At 53.2% G+C, this 16217-nt stretch carries 19 protein-coding genes; 14 read left to right on the top strand and 5 right to left on the bottom strand.

What is annotated here, in order from left to right:
• The first annotated feature begins 167 nt into the window (after positions 1 to 167).
• The 11 genes from rplM to C772_RS07660 all read left to right on the top strand — a co-directional run bounded on the left by rplM (position 168) and on the right by C772_RS07660 (position 8160).
• Entirely contained in the window at positions 168 to 605 is a 438-nt protein-coding gene (rplM, locus tag C772_RS07710) for a 50S ribosomal protein L13 (protein WP_008298841.1), read from the top strand.
• A gap of 18 nt (positions 606 to 623) precedes the next feature.
• On the top strand, positions 624 to 1016 hold the full coding sequence (gene rpsI / locus C772_RS07705) for a 30S ribosomal protein S9 (RefSeq protein WP_008298840.1): 393 nt from the start codon (positions 624 to 626) through the stop codon (positions 1014 to 1016).
• 149 nt (positions 1017 to 1165) lie between these two features.
• Positions 1166 to 1621: a DUF1772 domain-containing protein gene (locus tag C772_RS16095; RefSeq protein WP_051059422.1), complete on the top strand. Its 456-nt coding sequence runs from the start codon at positions 1166 to 1168 to the stop codon at positions 1619 to 1621.
• A gap of 39 nt (positions 1622 to 1660) precedes the next feature.
• Complete coding sequence (locus C772_RS07695; protein ID WP_008298839.1) at positions 1661 to 2281, top strand: NAD(P)-dependent oxidoreductase; 621 nt, start codon at positions 1661 to 1663, stop codon at positions 2279 to 2281.
• 599 nt (positions 2282 to 2880) lie between these two features.
• Positions 2881 to 4149: a group II intron reverse transcriptase/maturase gene (gene ltrA / locus C772_RS07690; protein ID WP_235046392.1), complete on the top strand. Its 1269-nt coding sequence runs from the start codon at positions 2881 to 2883 to the stop codon at positions 4147 to 4149.
• 155 nt (positions 4150 to 4304) lie between these two features.
• Entirely contained in the window at positions 4305 to 4739 is a 435-nt protein-coding gene (locus C772_RS07685; protein WP_008298835.1) for a DMT family transporter, read from the top strand.
• A gap of 101 nt (positions 4740 to 4840) precedes the next feature.
• A complete protein-coding gene (locus C772_RS07680; protein ID WP_008298833.1) occupies positions 4841 to 5515 on the top strand; it encodes an SGNH/GDSL hydrolase family protein in 675 nt (224 codons plus the stop codon).
• A 46-nt stretch (positions 5516 to 5561) separates the two neighbouring features.
• Complete coding sequence (locus C772_RS07675) at positions 5562 to 6479, top strand: DMT family transporter (RefSeq protein WP_008298832.1); 918 nt, start codon at positions 5562 to 5564, stop codon at positions 6477 to 6479.
• Between the two features lie 193 nt (positions 6480 to 6672).
• Positions 6673 to 7092, top strand: coding sequence for a hypothetical protein (locus C772_RS07670; protein WP_008298830.1), 420 nt, complete (start codon positions 6673 to 6675; stop codon positions 7090 to 7092).
• A 10-nt stretch (positions 7093 to 7102) separates the two neighbouring features.
• Positions 7103 to 7564, top strand: coding sequence for a hypothetical protein (locus tag C772_RS07665; RefSeq protein WP_008298828.1), 462 nt, complete (start codon positions 7103 to 7105; stop codon positions 7562 to 7564).
• Positions 7565 to 7689: 125 nt separating this feature from the next.
• Positions 7690 to 8160 (top strand): SCO family protein, encoded by a 471-nt coding sequence (locus C772_RS07660; protein ID WP_235046391.1) that lies wholly within the window; start codon positions 7690 to 7692, stop codon positions 8158 to 8160.
• A 315-nt stretch (positions 8161 to 8475) separates the two neighbouring features.
• Here C772_RS07660 and C772_RS07655 read toward each other — a convergent pair whose 3' ends face one another.
• Positions 8476 to 8775, bottom strand: coding sequence for a hypothetical protein (locus tag C772_RS07655; RefSeq protein WP_035001812.1), 300 nt, complete (start codon positions 8773 to 8775; stop codon positions 8476 to 8478).
• A gap of 288 nt (positions 8776 to 9063) precedes the next feature.
• On the opposite strand from C772_RS07655, the gene C772_RS07650 reads away from it, so the two are divergent.
• Positions 9064 to 10044, top strand: coding sequence for an acrylyl-CoA reductase family protein (locus C772_RS07650; RefSeq protein ID WP_008298824.1), 981 nt, complete (start codon positions 9064 to 9066; stop codon positions 10042 to 10044).
• Between the two features lie 33 nt (positions 10045 to 10077).
• On the opposite strand, the gene C772_RS07645 is transcribed toward C772_RS07650, so the two are convergent.
• The 4 genes from C772_RS07645 to C772_RS07630 all read right to left on the bottom strand — a co-directional run bounded on the left by C772_RS07645 (position 10078) and on the right by C772_RS07630 (position 14305).
• Positions 10078 to 11178, bottom strand: a complete 1101-nt coding sequence (locus C772_RS07645; RefSeq protein WP_008298823.1) for a nitric oxide synthase oxygenase — start codon at positions 11176 to 11178, stop codon at positions 10078 to 10080.
• 149 nt (positions 11179 to 11327) lie between these two features.
• Complete coding sequence (locus C772_RS07640; RefSeq protein WP_008298820.1) at positions 11328 to 11720, bottom strand: SET domain-containing protein; 393 nt, start codon at positions 11718 to 11720, stop codon at positions 11328 to 11330.
• Between the two features lie 154 nt (positions 11721 to 11874).
• The gene (locus C772_RS07635; RefSeq protein ID WP_008298819.1) at positions 11875 to 12924 is read right to left on the bottom strand and encodes an ATP synthase beta subunit C-terminal domain-containing protein; all 1050 of its coding nucleotides are present in this window, start codon (positions 12922 to 12924) and stop codon (positions 11875 to 11877) included.
• A gap of 160 nt (positions 12925 to 13084) precedes the next feature.
• Positions 13085 to 14305 (bottom strand): Bcr/CflA family efflux MFS transporter, encoded by a 1221-nt coding sequence (locus C772_RS07630; protein WP_035001810.1) that lies wholly within the window; start codon positions 14303 to 14305, stop codon positions 13085 to 13087.
• Between the two features lie 232 nt (positions 14306 to 14537).
• Here C772_RS07630 and C772_RS07625 point away from each other — a divergent pair, with 232 nt between their 5' ends.
• Complete coding sequence (locus tag C772_RS07625; protein WP_008298815.1) at positions 14538 to 14972, top strand: MarR family winged helix-turn-helix transcriptional regulator; 435 nt, start codon at positions 14538 to 14540, stop codon at positions 14970 to 14972.
• Positions 14962 to 16158 (top strand): MFS transporter, encoded by a 1197-nt coding sequence (locus tag C772_RS07620; protein WP_008298813.1) that lies wholly within the window; start codon positions 14962 to 14964, stop codon positions 16156 to 16158. The genes C772_RS07625 and C772_RS07620 overlap by 11 nt, the downstream gene beginning before the upstream one ends.
• The last annotated feature ends 59 nt before the right edge of the window (positions 16159 to 16217 follow it).

The following is a 16217-nucleotide window of genomic DNA, read 5'->3' as shown; positions in this document are numbered from 1 at the left end:
CCTGGTGTACACACAAAAATGGTTGACTTCAATGCCAATTCAAGGTATGATGATAAACGGTATTTCGATAACCCCACTAAGAATGCCCCGGTAAGGTTTCTTTGTGTTTGGGATAGAGAATCGGAACTCGGAACTTTTGATTGAGTGAAATTTAGGAGGACTAACAAATGCGTACAACGTACATGGCGAAAGCCCAAGAAGTCGAGCGCAAGTGGCTCGTTGTCGACGCAGCAGGCAAGACGCTCGGCCGTCTATCGTCCGAAGTCGCAGCAATCCTGCGCGGCAAGCATAAACCAACGTACACTCCGAACGTGGACACAGGCGACCACGTCATCATTATTAATGCAGAAAAGATCGAAATGACTGGAAACAAGCTCCAGGACAAGATCTACTACCGTCACACAGGCCACCCGGGCGGCATCCGTCAGCGTACAGCAGGCGAAATGCGCGAGAAGTACCCTACAAAGCTTCTCGAAACGTCCATCAAGGGCATGCTTCCAAAAGGCCCGCTCGGCCGTCAGATGTACCGCAAACTTCATGTTTACGCGGGCGCTGAACACCCACACGCAGCACAACAACCGGAAGTCTACGAACTTCGCGGGTAATTAAGAGGAGGAACCACTTTGGCACAAGTTCAATACATCGGCACAGGCCGCCGCAAGACTTCCGTTGCCCGCGTACGCCTCGTACCCGGCGAAGGCAAAGTCGTAATCAACGGCCGTGACGCAGAAGATTACATTCCATTCGAAACACTCCGTGAAGTCATCAAGCAACCGCTTGTAGCGACTGAAACTCTCGGCAGCTACGACGTTCTCGTTAACGTCAACGGCGGCGGATACACTGGACAAGCCGGCGCAATCCGCCATGGCGTTGCCCGTGCCCTGCTTCAGGTAGACCCTGACTTCCGTCCTGCGCTCAAATCCGCAGGTCTCCTCACACGTGACCCACGTATGAAGGAACGTAAGAAGTACGGTCTCAAAGGCGCGCGTCGTGCACCTCAGTTCTCGAAGCGCTAATCGAATTGCAAAAACCTCTCTCCAATTTATTTATTGGAGAGAGGTTTTTTATTCGCAGTGTAATATAATGTGGTTTGTTAAGAAAATAATATCCAAAACCTGTGCAGTAATGAAGAAATTAATGGCCGAATAATGGAAGGGATGACAATTTGGATTTCTTAGGGTTTATTACATTGATCATTGCCGGCTTTACTGCTTGTGCAGAGTTTACTTCATATGCTTTAGTACATCCGATTATTCGTCAATTACCTCAAAAGCAACATATACGTTTTGAACAAGGTTCACTGAAAACATATGGACTTATTATGCCCATCCTTATGCCTGCAAGTGTGATTCTAACTTTGTCTTTCGCATTATTTACTAAAGAACTTGGAGAGATCGAGCTCACTAGCCGTTTTGCTTCTGCTGGTATGTTCATTATAGCAACGATACTAACTATTATTTACAATGTCCCGATTAACAAGGCAATCCAACAATGGGATGCAGACAATCCGCCCGCTGATTGGAAGGAGACAAGAAAACGGTGGATGTTCTTTCAATCAATTCGTTCCTGGTTACTCCTTATTGGTTTCGTGTTGCTTTGCTTCTCAGTGTCGATTTTATAGTACATCCATTATTTAACTAAGGAGAGAGGAGGCTCATTCTTGAAGATCTTGATATTAGGAGGCACCGGACGGGTCGGAAGCCACATCGTCGGGCATGCGCTTCGCGACGGACATCAGGTGACCGTCCTTGCCCGCACGCCGGGGAAGGTCCAGATCAACGATGAACGTCTGACGGTCACCCAGGGTGATGTATTAGACCAGGAAGCGATTGCGAGCGCCATGCAAGGAATGGACGTGGTGATCAGTGCCCTCAATACGGACGGAGGCACGACGCTCTCGGAAAGCATGCCGCTGATCATCAAAGCCATGCAAACGGAAGGGATCAGCCGCATTATTACCATCGGGACTGCCGGAATCCTGCAGAGCCGGGTCACCCCGGATGTCCTGCGCTATCGTTCAAGTGAATCCAAGCGCAAAACGACCCGTGCGGCCGAAGAACATGAAAAAGTCTACCATTTGTTAAAGGAATCCACTCTCGACTGGACCATCGTCTGTCCGACGTACTTGCCGGACGGCGAACGATTGGGCAACTACCGGACAGAAACCGATTTCCTGCCGGAAGGCGGCAGCAAGATTTCCGTGCCGGATACCGCAGAATTCGCTTATGGCCTGATCAAAAGCAGAGAATACACAAAAAAGCGTGTGGGAATCGCCTACTAATAGAGGTTCATGCATACGGCCCTTTCCGGTTTCAGTCGGAAAGGGTTTTTTAAGTGCGCCCGGCATGGGCTATAACTTGGTGGTGAAAGTCCACTACAGGCTTGGCAGTAGGAACTGTTAGCTGATGGCAAGGGTGTCCACCGTGAGGTGGAATCTGAAGGAAGCCGGAGGCAAAATCCCGAACCGACGAACAGAAACCGCATAGAAGGCTGAATTGGAATGGACGAGTTTGCTTAACAAATCGAAGTCCTATACTGCCCGAGTTCCATACAGTAAATGCGGCGGTTACATGGGAGGAAGGTTATAGCTCTTACCCGGGGAGGTCTTACAGGGGTTCCCGACAAGAGGGATGGAATATCCCACAGGAACAAACCCGTCAGTGATGGCGGGTTGAACTGTAAGAAGTCAGCAGAGGCCATAGTAGTCCGACAGGACGAAGGGCCGAACAATAACAACCCCAAAACGAAATGGAGGTAAGGACAGTGCAGAGACCACAGAATACATCGCCAGATGGCTGGCCGCAAAGAGATAGGTTGGAAACCGAAGGGTATGCGGGAGCGTGCAGCTCTGTCTTTACGGAAATTGAGCAGCGGGGTGGTATCCGTTTGATTGACCGAGTGGTTGACATCAACAATCTCTTCAATGCCTGTAAGAGAGTGAAGGCCAATAAAGGAGCACCCGGTATCGATGGAATGACTGTGGACGAACTCTTCGGTCATGTCGCCAAATACCGTGACGCCCTAATCCGGAAACTAAAGGACGGATCATACGAACCGATGCCCGTCAAACGGGTGGAAATTCCAAAGCAGGATGGGTCAAAGCGGAAATTAGGCATTCCATGTGTCCGGGACCGTATGGTCCAGCAAGCCATCTATCAAGTGATTGGAAAGCTCATCGACCCGCACTTTTCGGATATGAGCTTTGGATTCCGTCCTCAAAGGAACCAGCACCAGGCAATCAAGAAATCAATCGCCTACTACGAGCAAGGGTACAGGGTGGTCGTAGATTGTGACCTGAAAAGTTACTTCGACACCATCCATCATCAGAAATTGATGGAGTACCTAAGAGAGTTCATCAGCGATAGAACCGTTCTGAAACTGATATGGAAGTTCCTTAGGAGCGGCATCATGGAAGGCGGACTTATCAGTCCGACAGAAAAGGGTGCTCCGCAAGGAGGCGTACTGTCACCCCTTCTCAGTAATGTCTACCTGAATCAATTGGACAAGGAACTGGAGAGGCGGGGACATAAGTTCGTCCGGTTTGCGGACGACTTCTGTATCTACGTTAAAAGCAGAAGGGCTGGAGAACGGGTGCTGGAAAGTATCACCGGATTCCTTGAGGACGACCTGAAGCTAACTGTGAATCAAAAGAAGAGCCAAGTCGGTTCCCCGACCAAGTTGAAATTCCTTGGCTTCTGTCTGCATCCTACGGCTAAAGGTATTGGATGTAGACCCCATCACTCGGCCAAGAAACGCTTCCAAGCCAAATTAAAGGGCATTACAAAACGGAACCGTTCGGGCCGTTTCGATGAGATAGCAAAAGAAATCAACCAAGTGACGGTTGGCTGGATCAATTATTACGGCATCGGATTGATGAAAAAGTATATCCAATCAATAGCCCAGTGGCTTAACCATCGGTTGCGACAGATGATATGGAAACGATGGAAGAAGATTGGAACAAAGTACCGCCAATTGCGCAGACTGGGCATCTGGCATGAAGAGGCCTGGAAAGTATCAAATTCCCGGAAGGGATATTGGCGTGTGTCCAAAAGTGAAACACTCCACAAAGCAATCAAGACAAAAACGCTCATAAAGTGGGGTCTGAAAGACCTGAACCAACTTTACGAGCGTCGATACTTAAGTTATTGAACCGCCGTATACGGAACCGTACGTACGGTGGTGTGAGAGGACGGGAGGTATCACTCCCTCCTACTCGATTACCAAGAGTTCGGGATTGAACAGCCCTATCTGATACAATATTCAAAAGACTCAAAGATGACTTGTCTGCAAAGGGAGTATGTTGAATGAAGCTGCTTTTTCCGTTACTCGCATTAATCGGCGGCATCGCCGTCGCCATCCAGAGCCAGGTGAATGGAAACCTGGGCAGAAACGTCGGAGTGATTGAAGCGTCGTTTATTTCATTCCTGATCGGCACACTCGCGCTGTTTTTTGCTGTTCTCTTTTTCGGCAACGGCAACCTGATGGCCATGGCGTCGGTTCCGAAATGGCAGCTGATCGGGGGGCTGATGGGTGCGATTTATGTGATCATTCTCGTCTTCTCCGTCCCGAAAATCGGCGTGGCGGCGACGCTTGCCGGAATCATAGCCGGGCAGATGATCATGGGCGCAGTGATCGACCACTTCGGGCTGTTCGGAGGGGAACGCTTTCCGGTTGATGCGAAAAAGCTGGTGGCGATTCTGCTGCTGTTCGTGTCGCTTTACTTGTTCAATCAGAAGTAAGACTGTGCCAAAATAGTGTCAAGGCGCTGCATGCATAAAGTAATACATAGGGGATCAGTCAGTTCAGCAGCCAGGAGGAATTGCCGAAGGGGGAGCTTGAATTGAAAATCGCACTGATCGGGGACAGTCTGACCGAGGGGCGTCCGGGTGTCCCGTTTATCCGCAAGCTGAAAGAGCGCTATCCCGGGCTTACATTGGTCAATCTGGGAAAACCGGGGGAGTCGGTGAAAAGCCTGCACACACGCCTGAACAAAACCAAACTGGATACGGACTATGACCTCAGCTTTCTTTGGATCGGGGTCAATGATGTCTATACAAAACTGCTGAAAGTCCAGGCCCAGCCCATCGCGGCAGACCAGGAGGAATTCCGGGAGCTGTACACCGCGGTCCTGGAGTCGGTGATCTCCTCTTCCAAGCACGTAGTGGCGGTTTCTCCCGGTTTGGTCGGTGAGGACATGCAGAATGCGCCGAACCAAGAGTTAAAAGAGCTGGCAGCCATCATTCTGTCCATCACCCGCAGCTACCCGAATGTCGATTTTCTTGATATCCGATCCGCATTTAAGAATAAGCTGGATGAATCGGACAGCTCCGGCTACATCAGCACCGGGGTGCTGACGGTCATGAAAGAGGCCCTCTTCTATAAGGACCCGAAGCGGATCGACAAGTTATCCGAGAAACGGGGGCTGCATCTCACCCTGGACGGCATTCATTTGAACAGCAGGGGGGCAGAGGTGGTTGCAGAGGAATTTGCGGCGGTGATTGATCGGTATTTATAAAGACGGTTAAACGGTTTACCAAAGAAACAGATAGTAGGTGACGACCATGGAAAAGGCGCGGGGTCTCAAAGTTTACATGATCACCATGCTGGGCGCAGCCTGTTGGGGATTAATCGGGCTATTTATTGCCCCCTTGTATGATCGGGGATTTACTGCATGGGATGTAGTTGCGGTCAGAAGTATCTTTACGGCCGTCTTTCTGTTAATTGGCATGGCGGTGCTTAATCGGTCCCAACTCAAAACCCGGCTAAAGGATCATGTTTTTTTCGCAGGTGCCGGGATCTTGAGCATTTCCTTATTTAACTTCTTTTATTTTGAGGTGTTTTCCAGGTCGAGCCTTTCTCTTGCCGTGACGCTCCTTTATACGGGACCGGTGTTTGTGACGATATTGTCGAGGATTTTTTTCAAGGAACCTCTTACGCTTCGCAAAGGATGGGCGTTGGGACTCGCCATGGGCGGATGTGCTTTTGTGGTGGGACTGCTGCCGTTCGGAAATGTAAATGTGACATGGGGAATTCTGTTAATGGGGATTTTATCCGGCTTCTGTTACGCGCTCTATAGCATTTTCAGTAAAGCAGTCATCGATCGGTATTCTTCATTAACGGTTACGTTGTACACGTTTTTGTATGCCAGTATCTTCATGCTGCTGACCAGTGATGTGACCAAACAAATCAGCCAATTCCAATATGCAGATGTTTGGATCTCGTCGCTATTGCTGTCCCTGGTTTCAACCATTGCGGCTTTTGCTTTGTACACTTATGGTCTAAAACATCTGGAAGCCAGCAAAGCTTCTATATTGGCAACGGTGGAGCCCATCGTAGCGGTGGTGATCGGAATCGTTCTCTTGCAGGAAAGTCTTCAAGGGTGGCAAGTGTTGGGGATTGTTCTGGTCCTGTACTCAGCTGTGCTGGTCACCAGAGGTCAGCCGAAAGATGCCGGACTCGAAGAGGAGACATTGGCATAAACACGCCAATGGCGGCCATTTACCCCCAGAACAAACTAGAGTACTGAAATTTAGATACAAGACCTCCCCTGATTCTTACAAGGATCAGGGGAGGTCTTTTTTAATTGAAGCGATTCAGTGGTTCCCGCCGGGAGCCGGACATAGGCCGGCCCGTAAACCGTCAAGGCCGCATATCCTGTCGGGAGGTGGTTGGATGCATGATCTTTTGTATGTCCTGATTCTGTACATCAATCTGGTGCTGTTTGCATGGCTGTACTTCTATGTGCGCCGTCACCGGAAAGTGGTTGCCGTTCATCTGGGCATGAATATTGCGATGGCTATGGGCGGGCTGGTCGCTTTGTCAGCGGGGATTTTCCTGATCTTTCAGTATCCCTTCCACTTTACGGCCATTACAATGGCGGCCGCTTTGGCCGGGATGGTTGCCGGTACGTTTTTTGGTGCGCTGTTCGACTATCAGACGGTGCTGACCGGGCTGATCAACGGCATGATGATGGGCTTGATGGCACCGATGCTCGGAGCTATTGTGACAGAACCCTATTTCTTCACGGTCATTCTGGAAGTCTTCATTGCCCTGATCATCTCTGTTCTGTTCACTGCGGTCAAACGATCATGAGGGTGAGAAAATGCTCGGCATTGTTGGACTTCTGATCTGGAATGTTGCGATGGTTTGTTTTTGTTATTTTCGGTTGCACAGAAGGAAGAAGCTGTTTGACGGCCGGAATGCCGCCACCATCGCAGGCACGGTGACATTGGGTGTCACACTCGTGCTGGGCATGCACGTGACTGTGTTGGTGTCACCCGGCCTCTCCCTGGTTTTTCTTGTGAACCTTCTGCTTGGAGCAGCAGTCGGGGCTCTTTTCGGAGCGCTCGTCAAATACCATTCGGTTCTGACCGGTCTGTACAATGGGCTGGTCGGCGTCTCGATGGGTGTCATGATCGGGGAAGTGCTGAAGAACCCGCAGATCTGCAGCATCCCGATCTCTGATCATACCCAGATTCTGATGAATATGTACCAATTGTGCGGATTCGCCACTTTGCTGCTCACAGTTGTTGTCTGCCTCGTGATCTATTCAATGAAAGGTTGAGGGTGAGCCAGTTGAAAAGAATTTCGGTCATTGTATTGATTGTCCTTATCGGATTTGCAGCGGTCTACTTTTTTTGGCCCCGGACTGTAGATCTCCCCAAGCTGGCTTCTATCGGTGATCCGCAAATGCCGTCGATTACGGGTGAAACGGATACCTTTTCCTCGGGAAAACCGAAACTCGTGGCGTTTTATTACACCCAGTGTCCGGATGTTTGCCCAATGACCGTGTTTGACCTGCTAAGGCTTCAAGAAACATTGGAGGGCAAGGGCGTTCAAGAGAAAGACTACGAAGTCATCATGATTACATTGGACCCCGAAGTGGATACGGTGGAAAGGATTGAGCAATACAAGAACCAATTTGACATCACTGCCGGAAACTGGGTATTTCTCAGGGGGACCGTTGAGCAGACAGAAAAGGTCACAAACCAGTTTAAAATGGTTTTCCAGAAAGACCAGGAGGGACAGATTGTTCATGGAACGACCATGTATGTTTTGGATGATGAAAATCAGATCCGTGCCGTTCACGACATGAACACGGGGCAGGCAGCGGTCAATGTGGAGCAGATTGCCGAACATATCGAAATGCTGATCAAATAGCCGGCAGACGTTTCAGAGACAAGTGGAGATTGGAGCACCGGGCGGACAAGAATAACGGTTAAGAACATACGATGACTGAAATGGAGCCGTCCGCCTTCAGGATGGCTCCTTTTTGCTTGATCGGTGACGGTTTGCCTCCAAAAAAAGAGCTGCATCGAGAGAACTCCTCATCGATGCGGCTCTATTTTTCCCGTTGACAGTCGTGTCATCTTCCAACGGCGAATCTGCATAGCAACCGATCTGCTGCATGAGTACCAGTCCAGAATTGGGGCTGTCTAAACGGAGTCTAAGGTCATGGCGCAGATTGTACATTCTTCAGGATTCATAATAGCCCGTTACAATTGCATCCGCCTTTGCACTTGCACCCGCCGCCGCAATTGCACTTGCATCTGCCAGTGCAGTTGCACCCGCCGCCGCATTTACACTTGCATTTGCATCCGCCAGTGCAGTTGCATCCGTCGCCGCATTTACACTTGCATTTGCATCCGCCAGTGCAGTTGCACCCGCCGCTGCATTTGCACTTGCATTTGCATCCGCCAGTGCAGTTGCACCCGCCGCCGCACTTACACTTGCATTTGCATCCGCCGGTGCAGTTGCACCCGCCGCCGCAGTCACACTTGCAATTGCAACCCTCTGCTTGACAGGATTTTTCAGGCCCGTCGGAACCGGAAAACGTGCTCATCGAAAGTCCTCCTCTCTGTCGTCTTATCGGGGGACCAAAATTGTAGCAACTTCAGTCACTTCATCATATGTATCTTTTTTTACTCCACGTGGTCCAAACAACTATGAAAGGTAAATCTTCGGCTATCGGAACGAACCGGGTTGTTTGCATGAGCAGGATCTTATGGCTATGCTTCTACTGAATACGGGCTTTTGGCCGGATAGAAAGGATGGATGGGAAAAATGAGCACATTCCAGGCGATGGTATTGAAGGACGGGCAGTCACGCCCTGAGATCAGACAGCTGGGCATGGGGGACTTGCCTGAAGGGGAGGTGACCGTCCGGGTGGCCTATTCCAGTGTGAACTTCAAGGATGGCCTGGTCGCCGTGAAGAAGCGGATGGTCGGCTCTTATCCGATGGTGCCGGGGATCGACCTGGCCGGGACGGTGATGGAGTCGTCGGACGGTCGCTTTAAGCCGGGTGATGAGGTGATTGTGACCAGCTACGATCTGGGGACCGGGCATTTCGGCGGGTTTAGCGAAGTGGCGCGCGTGCCGGCGGATTGGGTCGTGCCGCTACCGGAAGGGCTGTCGCTGCGGGAGTCCATGATTCTCGGGACAGCCGGGTTTACCGCTGCCCTTTCCGTCCTTCGGCTTGAAGAGAACGGGCTGACGCCGGACAAGGGGCCGGTCCTTGTCGCGGGTGCCACGGGCGGCGTCGGCAGCATTGCGGTGAACATCCTGGCCAAGCGGGGCTATGAGGTGACGGCCAGCACCGGCAAGTCAGATGAGGAGGCTTATCTGAAATCGATCGGGGCAAGCCAAGTCATCCCCCGAAACGAAGTGGTCGATGAAGACGGAGCACCGGTCCGGGGAGAAATGTGGGCCGGAGCGGTCGACCCGGTCGGCGGTAAAACCCTTCAGTACATCCTGAGCACCCTGAAGTACAGCGGGTCGGTCGCGACTTCAGGCCTGACCGGCGGCATCGACGTCCGGACGACGGTCTTGCCGTTTATCTCGCGGGGCATCAACTGGCTCGGAATCGACTCCGTGCAGTGCCCGATGGACCGGCGGCTGAAGGTGTGGGAGCTGTTAAGCGGAGAATACAAGCCGACCGTGCTGGACGGCGACCTGGTCAATGAAGTCTCACTGGAAGAGCTGCCGGAAGTGCTCGAGGCCATCCTGGAAGGGAAGGTCCGGGGACGGACGGTTGTAAAACTGTAACGGAAAAGGGACCCATCAGCGGATGGGTCCCTTTCAGAGTTCAGGAGGGTCCTGATAAAAATAGTTCGGCGTCAGCTTCTCATTGTTGTACGGTTTGTGGAAGATATGCGTCGAGGCCGGGGACAGGGGCGGAATGAGCCAGGACCAGTTTCCGGTGACAGAACGGCCTTCCTTTTGCTCATTTTCTTCGAACTTCCGGAACTGCTCGGCCGCCGTGTGATGGTCGACCAGCGTGACGCCGGCCTGCCGGTAGGAATGCAGCACGGCGATGTTCAGCTCGACGAGGGCCCGGTCGACCCAGAGAGACCGGTTAGAGGAAGTATCCAGGCCAAACACGTCCGCTACAGCCGGCAGGAAATCATAGCGGTCCTCGTCCGCTAAGTTCCTCGCGCCGATCTCCGTGCCCATGTACCAGCCGTTGAACGGTGCCATCGGATACTCGATCCCGCCGATCTCGAGCAGCATATCTGAGATCATCGGGACGGCATACCATTTCAGTCCAAGCTCTCTGAATCCATCGTTATCCGGATGGGTGATCGGCACTTCCATTACGGCATCATCCGGAATCCGGAACAGCTCCGGCTCTTTTCCGTCTTCCCTGATGACGAGGGGGAGGACGTCAAACGGCGTGCCTTCCCCCTGCCATCCGAGATTTTCGCACAGACGGGTGAACCGGAGGGATGCCGGATCGCCGGTGACGTCATCGCCCGTCTCATAACCGGCGTAGCGGATCAGCTGGTGATTCAGGATGCGGAGCGGGTCGGTCCCCTGTTTCCGCGGCGGGAAGACGGTGATCGTGGAGCGGATCTTTCCGCCGTTCGTGGCAAATCGGATATGGTCCATCAGCTGTCCAAATGCATCTTCTGCAGTGCGGACATGGCGGGCATCGATAACATGCAGGGTGTGCCAGAGCAGGCGCCCGATGCAGCGGTTGCTGTTGCGCCACGCCATCCTGGCCCCGTGCGTCAGCTCAGCGGACGTGTGGACATATGTGCCGGTGGCTTCCACTTCCGACCGGATTTCCCGGATCCGTTCTTCCTGCCGGTCCTCCGGGATTCCAAGCTCCCCGTAGCATTCCCTGATAAACTGTCCGGCCTTCGTCATCAGCAAGTTGTCCGTGATCACCTGTTTCATTCGCCTCAACCTCCATTACCCAAAGTGTAGCACGGGCATCCGGCCAAACTGCGGTGAGGCCGTGGAGGTTTGGTGAACGATTCTCCGGAGCTCCGGACGCAAAAAAGCCCGTGCGCCGGATTCCGGCACACGGGCTATAAACAGTGATTTCAGGCTTTATTCTCTTCTTCCCGGTCAAACCATAGCAGTTCCTGGTCGTCCACGTCACCGTTGTAGTTGATGAGAATCTCTTCCCCGGTTTTGATGGCGGTGTGGGCGTAGAAGTTGAACGTCTGGTTCTCGAAGCTGATCTCATAGTCCGCATTCGGCCGGTAAGAGTGGTTGAACAGCATCCCATAACCGAGAAGGATGGCGGTGTGGTTGAGTCCGTACTCAAACGCATAGTCAGCCAGAAGCGTCCGTTCAATGTGTTCATGCTGATCGTTCGGGTAGGCGATCACAGGAGCCTGGTGGATCAGCGTACCTTTTTGGATATCGCACGTGGCAAATACCCCTCTGTTGAATTCTCCGTCGCTTAGTGTAGATGTTTTGATTTCGATCAAACAATTCACCTGCTCGTTTCTGATTGGAATACATCCGGCAAAAGAAATCTTCTCGCGCTGGATGGTCTATATAAACTTAAGAATGGTCGTCAGTATTCCATCAGTATACAACAGAATGGGCGGGGAGTGGAGCACAGGGGCTTCACCGGGCACTTTAGGACTGCAGGCTGCCGATCAGCTCCAGCTCGGCGACTTCTCTGGAATCGGCTGCGCCGTTCATGATCTCTTTCACATCATGCAGCGTTTCCTGGAGGCTGACGGATGCTCCCGGCTTCTTCGTGAAGGCCTCTGTAACGTAAAACGGCTGGGTCAGATACGCCTCCAGACGCTCGCCCCTCCGGAAGGTCTGCAGTTCGGATGCCGGTAACCGGTCGATTCCGCCGACTGCCACCAGGGAACGAAGCTCCCGGTAGCGGCGGAGGAGTTTCAGGGCTTTCTGTTGGACGGCAAAGTGTTCCTGATCCAGATGGGCCCCTTCAAGAACAGAGGACACGGATCCCAGGGGGCTGACAGCAGGGTAGCGGTGCCTGGCCACCAGGTCGGCGTCAAACTGCCACAGCGTCTCAAGCGGACCGTAAGGCAGGTTCTCATCCACCACGTCGCCGGTCAGGTCGACGAGGAACGTAGTCACGGAATGGATGCCTTTATCCTCGAGGTTCTCTTGGAGTTCCTGGATGCCTCCGGTGATGACATGGGTCCGGTCAGCGACGAAGATCAATTCCCGGTCACCGCCCAGCTCGGTGATTTTACGGCTGGTTTCCCCGATCGAATGGGTGATGATATCCACGTTCTCTGAAAGATCCTCCACTCCGCGGTGCTCGCCCTCCGGCATGAGCAGGATGGTCTGATAACCATCCTGCTTCAGCCGGTAAAGCAGTTCCGCCAATACGACCAGCTGGCCCATCCCCGGACGCGCAACGAGACCGACGGTACCGCCTTTGGCAAGAGGCGCAAACAAATCCAGCGTCTTGATCTTCGTCTCAATCATTTCGATCTTCTCCCCCCTGATAATCAGATCATCCAATGTGCAGTTGGCCAATGATGCGAGTGCTGCCAGTGTCCGTACCTCGGCCCGCCCTACGGGGATCTTGCCCGTGCACAGGTTCGATACGGTCGCCGGACGAAGCCCGACCTGCCGGGCCGCACTTGTCAGGTTCGGGACCTTCCTCCGCAGCAGACCGACATTCAACCGCAAGTCATCCATTTCAAACACCCCTTTCTTACTTTGAAGTGTAAATTGTATTACGCTTAAATGCAACTGAAAATTAATTAAAACGTATTAAAAATTACGCTTTGACGTATTCCGAGTTCGTTAAACACAAACACTCCCCCTCCAAGGATGATTTGGCGAGGGAGTGTCGCACTTAGTCCTCTTCTTCGCTGTCCTTCCTGACCAGTGTGAAAAAGGCGATCAGGCCGATGAGGGAGGTGCCGAAAAGGGTGGCCCCCATCGGGACGGCTGTTGCGCCGGCAATGCCGGACAGTGGGGTGAAGGCTGCGCCGAGCAGGCTGGGGAGCATGCCGAGAACGGCACTGGCGCTTCCGGCACGGCCGCCCTGCTTGGCCATCCCGAGCGTGAAGGTGCTGGTGATGATCATGCCCATCGTGGTCATGTAGATGAAGATCAGGATCACCAGCGACGCCAGCGGCCCTTTGATGATGGTCATGATCAGCAGGATGAACGTTGAAGCTGCAGCAATGGTCACGGCTGCCTGCAGCAGCTTTTTCTCGGAGACGATTCCGCCGAACCGCCCGATGATGAAGCTTCCGGTGATGATGGCTACACCGTTGATCCCGAACAGGATGCTGAAGACTTGGGGGGACACGCCGTAGATCTGCTGGTAAACAAAAGGCGTGCCCGAGACGTAGGCGAAACTCCCGCCATGGACAAACCCGACAACAAGCGCGTAGCCGATAAAGGAGCGGTCCTTCAGCAAACTGCCCATCGTCTTAACCGAGGAGCCGATGGAGCTTGGAATCCGGTTTTCCGGTGGCAGGGTCTCCTTCAGCCTTGCGGCCACGATTGCGACGATCAGGACGCCGATCAGAGCCAATGCATAGAAAATCGTCTCCCAGCTTGCAGAAGGAATGGCAAGGATCACTCCCCCGAGCATGGGAGCGACGACCGGTGCGACGGCATTAATGACCATCAGCAGCGAGAAGAACTTCGTCATCTCACGCCCGCTGAAGACATCCCGCACCACGGCACGGGACAGGACAACCCCCGCCGCAGCGGTGAATCCCTGCAGGAACCGTGCGATGATGAGCACCGTGATATTGGGGGCGAGCGCGCAGAAGACGGATGCCAGGGCGAACAGGGAAGTACCGATGATCAGCGGCTTTCTCCTGCCCTGTGCATCACTGATCGGACCGACAACGATCTGCCCGAGCGCAAGCCCGATCAGGCAGGCGGTCAGACTCAGCTGCACCTGCGAGGCACCTGTGCCCAAATCCCGGGAAATCTCCGGGAAGCTCGGAAGATACATATCGATATTTAGAGGCCCGAGTATGGCGAGGAGCCCGAGGACGAGCGCCAGTCCGATCCGGGTTTTTCCGGTCGGATTATGTAGTCTGTCTTGTTGCAGGTTGATAGGTCATCACTCCTCGTCTGGCCCATTATAAAAGAATCATTCCCTTTTGTGTGAAGTTAAGTCATTACAGTTCATCGGCGGGCTGAATCGTCAACGTCCCAATGAAGATCATCAACGTCTCACTATACATCGCGACCATCCTCCCGCGTTTCGTTGACAGCACTTTTCGTTTCCTTCATAGTTACCTTAATTAATCATTTAGATAGTAAATGGGAGGCATCGGTTTTTGGAAGGGATCTTTCGTCAGTATCTTGCTGTTTACCGTCCGCTGATCACCAGGCTGAATCAATTGCTGGAGCCGCATGGACTCTCGTATTCGCTGTGGCAGGTCATTTTCTATATTGAGCGTGAGGGACCGTCGACGCTTGTTGAGATTTCAAATTATTACGGGGTCGAAAAACCATCGATTACGAGAAGGGTCCACCGTCTGGAAGAGCAGGGTGTGGTGGAGCAGATTCCCGGGAAGGACCGGCGGACAAAGATCATCCGTCTGACGGAAAAGGGCGTGACCGTTTACCGGGAATGCCGGGAAAAGATTTCCCTGTTGGAAGACGAGGCCATGGAAGGGATCGGGCATGGGGATCAGGAGCTTCTGCATCGTTTCCTTGCCGCAGTCCGGAACAATCTCGTGCGGAAAGGGGGAGGCGGGGATGAAAGCTGACGGCAGGCTTTGGACAAAGGACTTTATCATTGTATCCGGCGTCAATTTCCTGATGACGCTGGTCTTTTACTTGCTGGTGGTCATCATTGGGATCTATGCCGTTGATGAATACGGTGCCACGGCAAGCGAGGCGGGACTGGTCACCGGCCTCTTCATTGTGGGTGCGCTGGCAGGGCGGCTGTTCACCGGGCACAGTATTGAAACGCTCGGAAGGAAGAAGACCCTGTTCATCGGGCTTGCCCTGTTTGCTTTGACGGCTGCCCTGTACTTTATCCAACTGGGTATCGCCTTTCTCATGCTGACGCGATTTCTTCACGGAGCGGCGCTGGGCATGGCGAGCACCGCGACAGGAACGATAGTTGCCCAGATCATCCCTGCGGTGCGCAAGGGGGAGGGAATCGGCTACTACAGCATGAGCTCGACGCTGGCCACGGCGATCGGTCCGTTTATCGGACTTTACATGAGCGGCAAGACCGGAATGACGGCGATCTTCGGCCTTTGCCTCGCTGTCAGCATCATCGGACTGGCAGTGGCACTGTTCTTGCGTGTTCCTGAATCGGAGGCTGTGGCGGACCCGGCGGATGAAAGAAAGTTCAGCCTCTCCCGCATTGTTGAGCCGCGCGCTATACCGATCGCGCTCGTGACCATGGTCATCGCGTTCTGCTATTCCGGCGTTTTGTCGTTTATCGGCAATTATTCAATAGAGCTGGACCTGGTGAGAGCGGCAAGTTTCTTCTTCCTCGTGTATTCCATCTCGGTCCTGCTGTCGCGTCCGTTCACGGGACGGCTGATGGATATAAAGGGTGCGAATGCCGTGATGTATCCGGCGTTTGTCTTGTTCGCAGCCGGATTAGTCCTGCTCGGGACTGCGCAGAACGGACTGATGCTGCTTGCTTCCGGCGTGCTGATCGGCCTCGGATTCGGAAACATGCAATCCTGCACGCAGGCTGTCGCGGTGAAGCTCACGCCATCGCACCGCATGGGCCTTGCCACGTCGACGTTTTTCATCGCTCTTGATGTGGGGCTCGGTTTCGGCCCGTTTCTGATTGGCTTCCTGATCGCGTACATGAGCTTTAGTGCGCTTTATCTGATTCTGGCGGCGGTCGTGCTCGTTTCGGCGCTGCTGTACTTCTCGATGCACGGCAAAAAGGAGAAGGCGGGCCTGCAGGTACAGCCCGAGGTGTGAGATCTCGCCGCTTTCGGTTTCACCATTCGGCCGTCAGGTTTCATCATTCAACCGTTTGT

Origin of the sequence: Bhargavaea cecembensis DSE10, assembly GCF_000348905.1 — a bacterium.
GTDB classification, from domain to species: domain Bacteria; phylum Bacillota; class Bacilli; order Bacillales_A; family Planococcaceae; genus Bhargavaea; species Bhargavaea cecembensis.
This window is presented reverse-complemented; position numbering and strand designations above follow the sequence as displayed.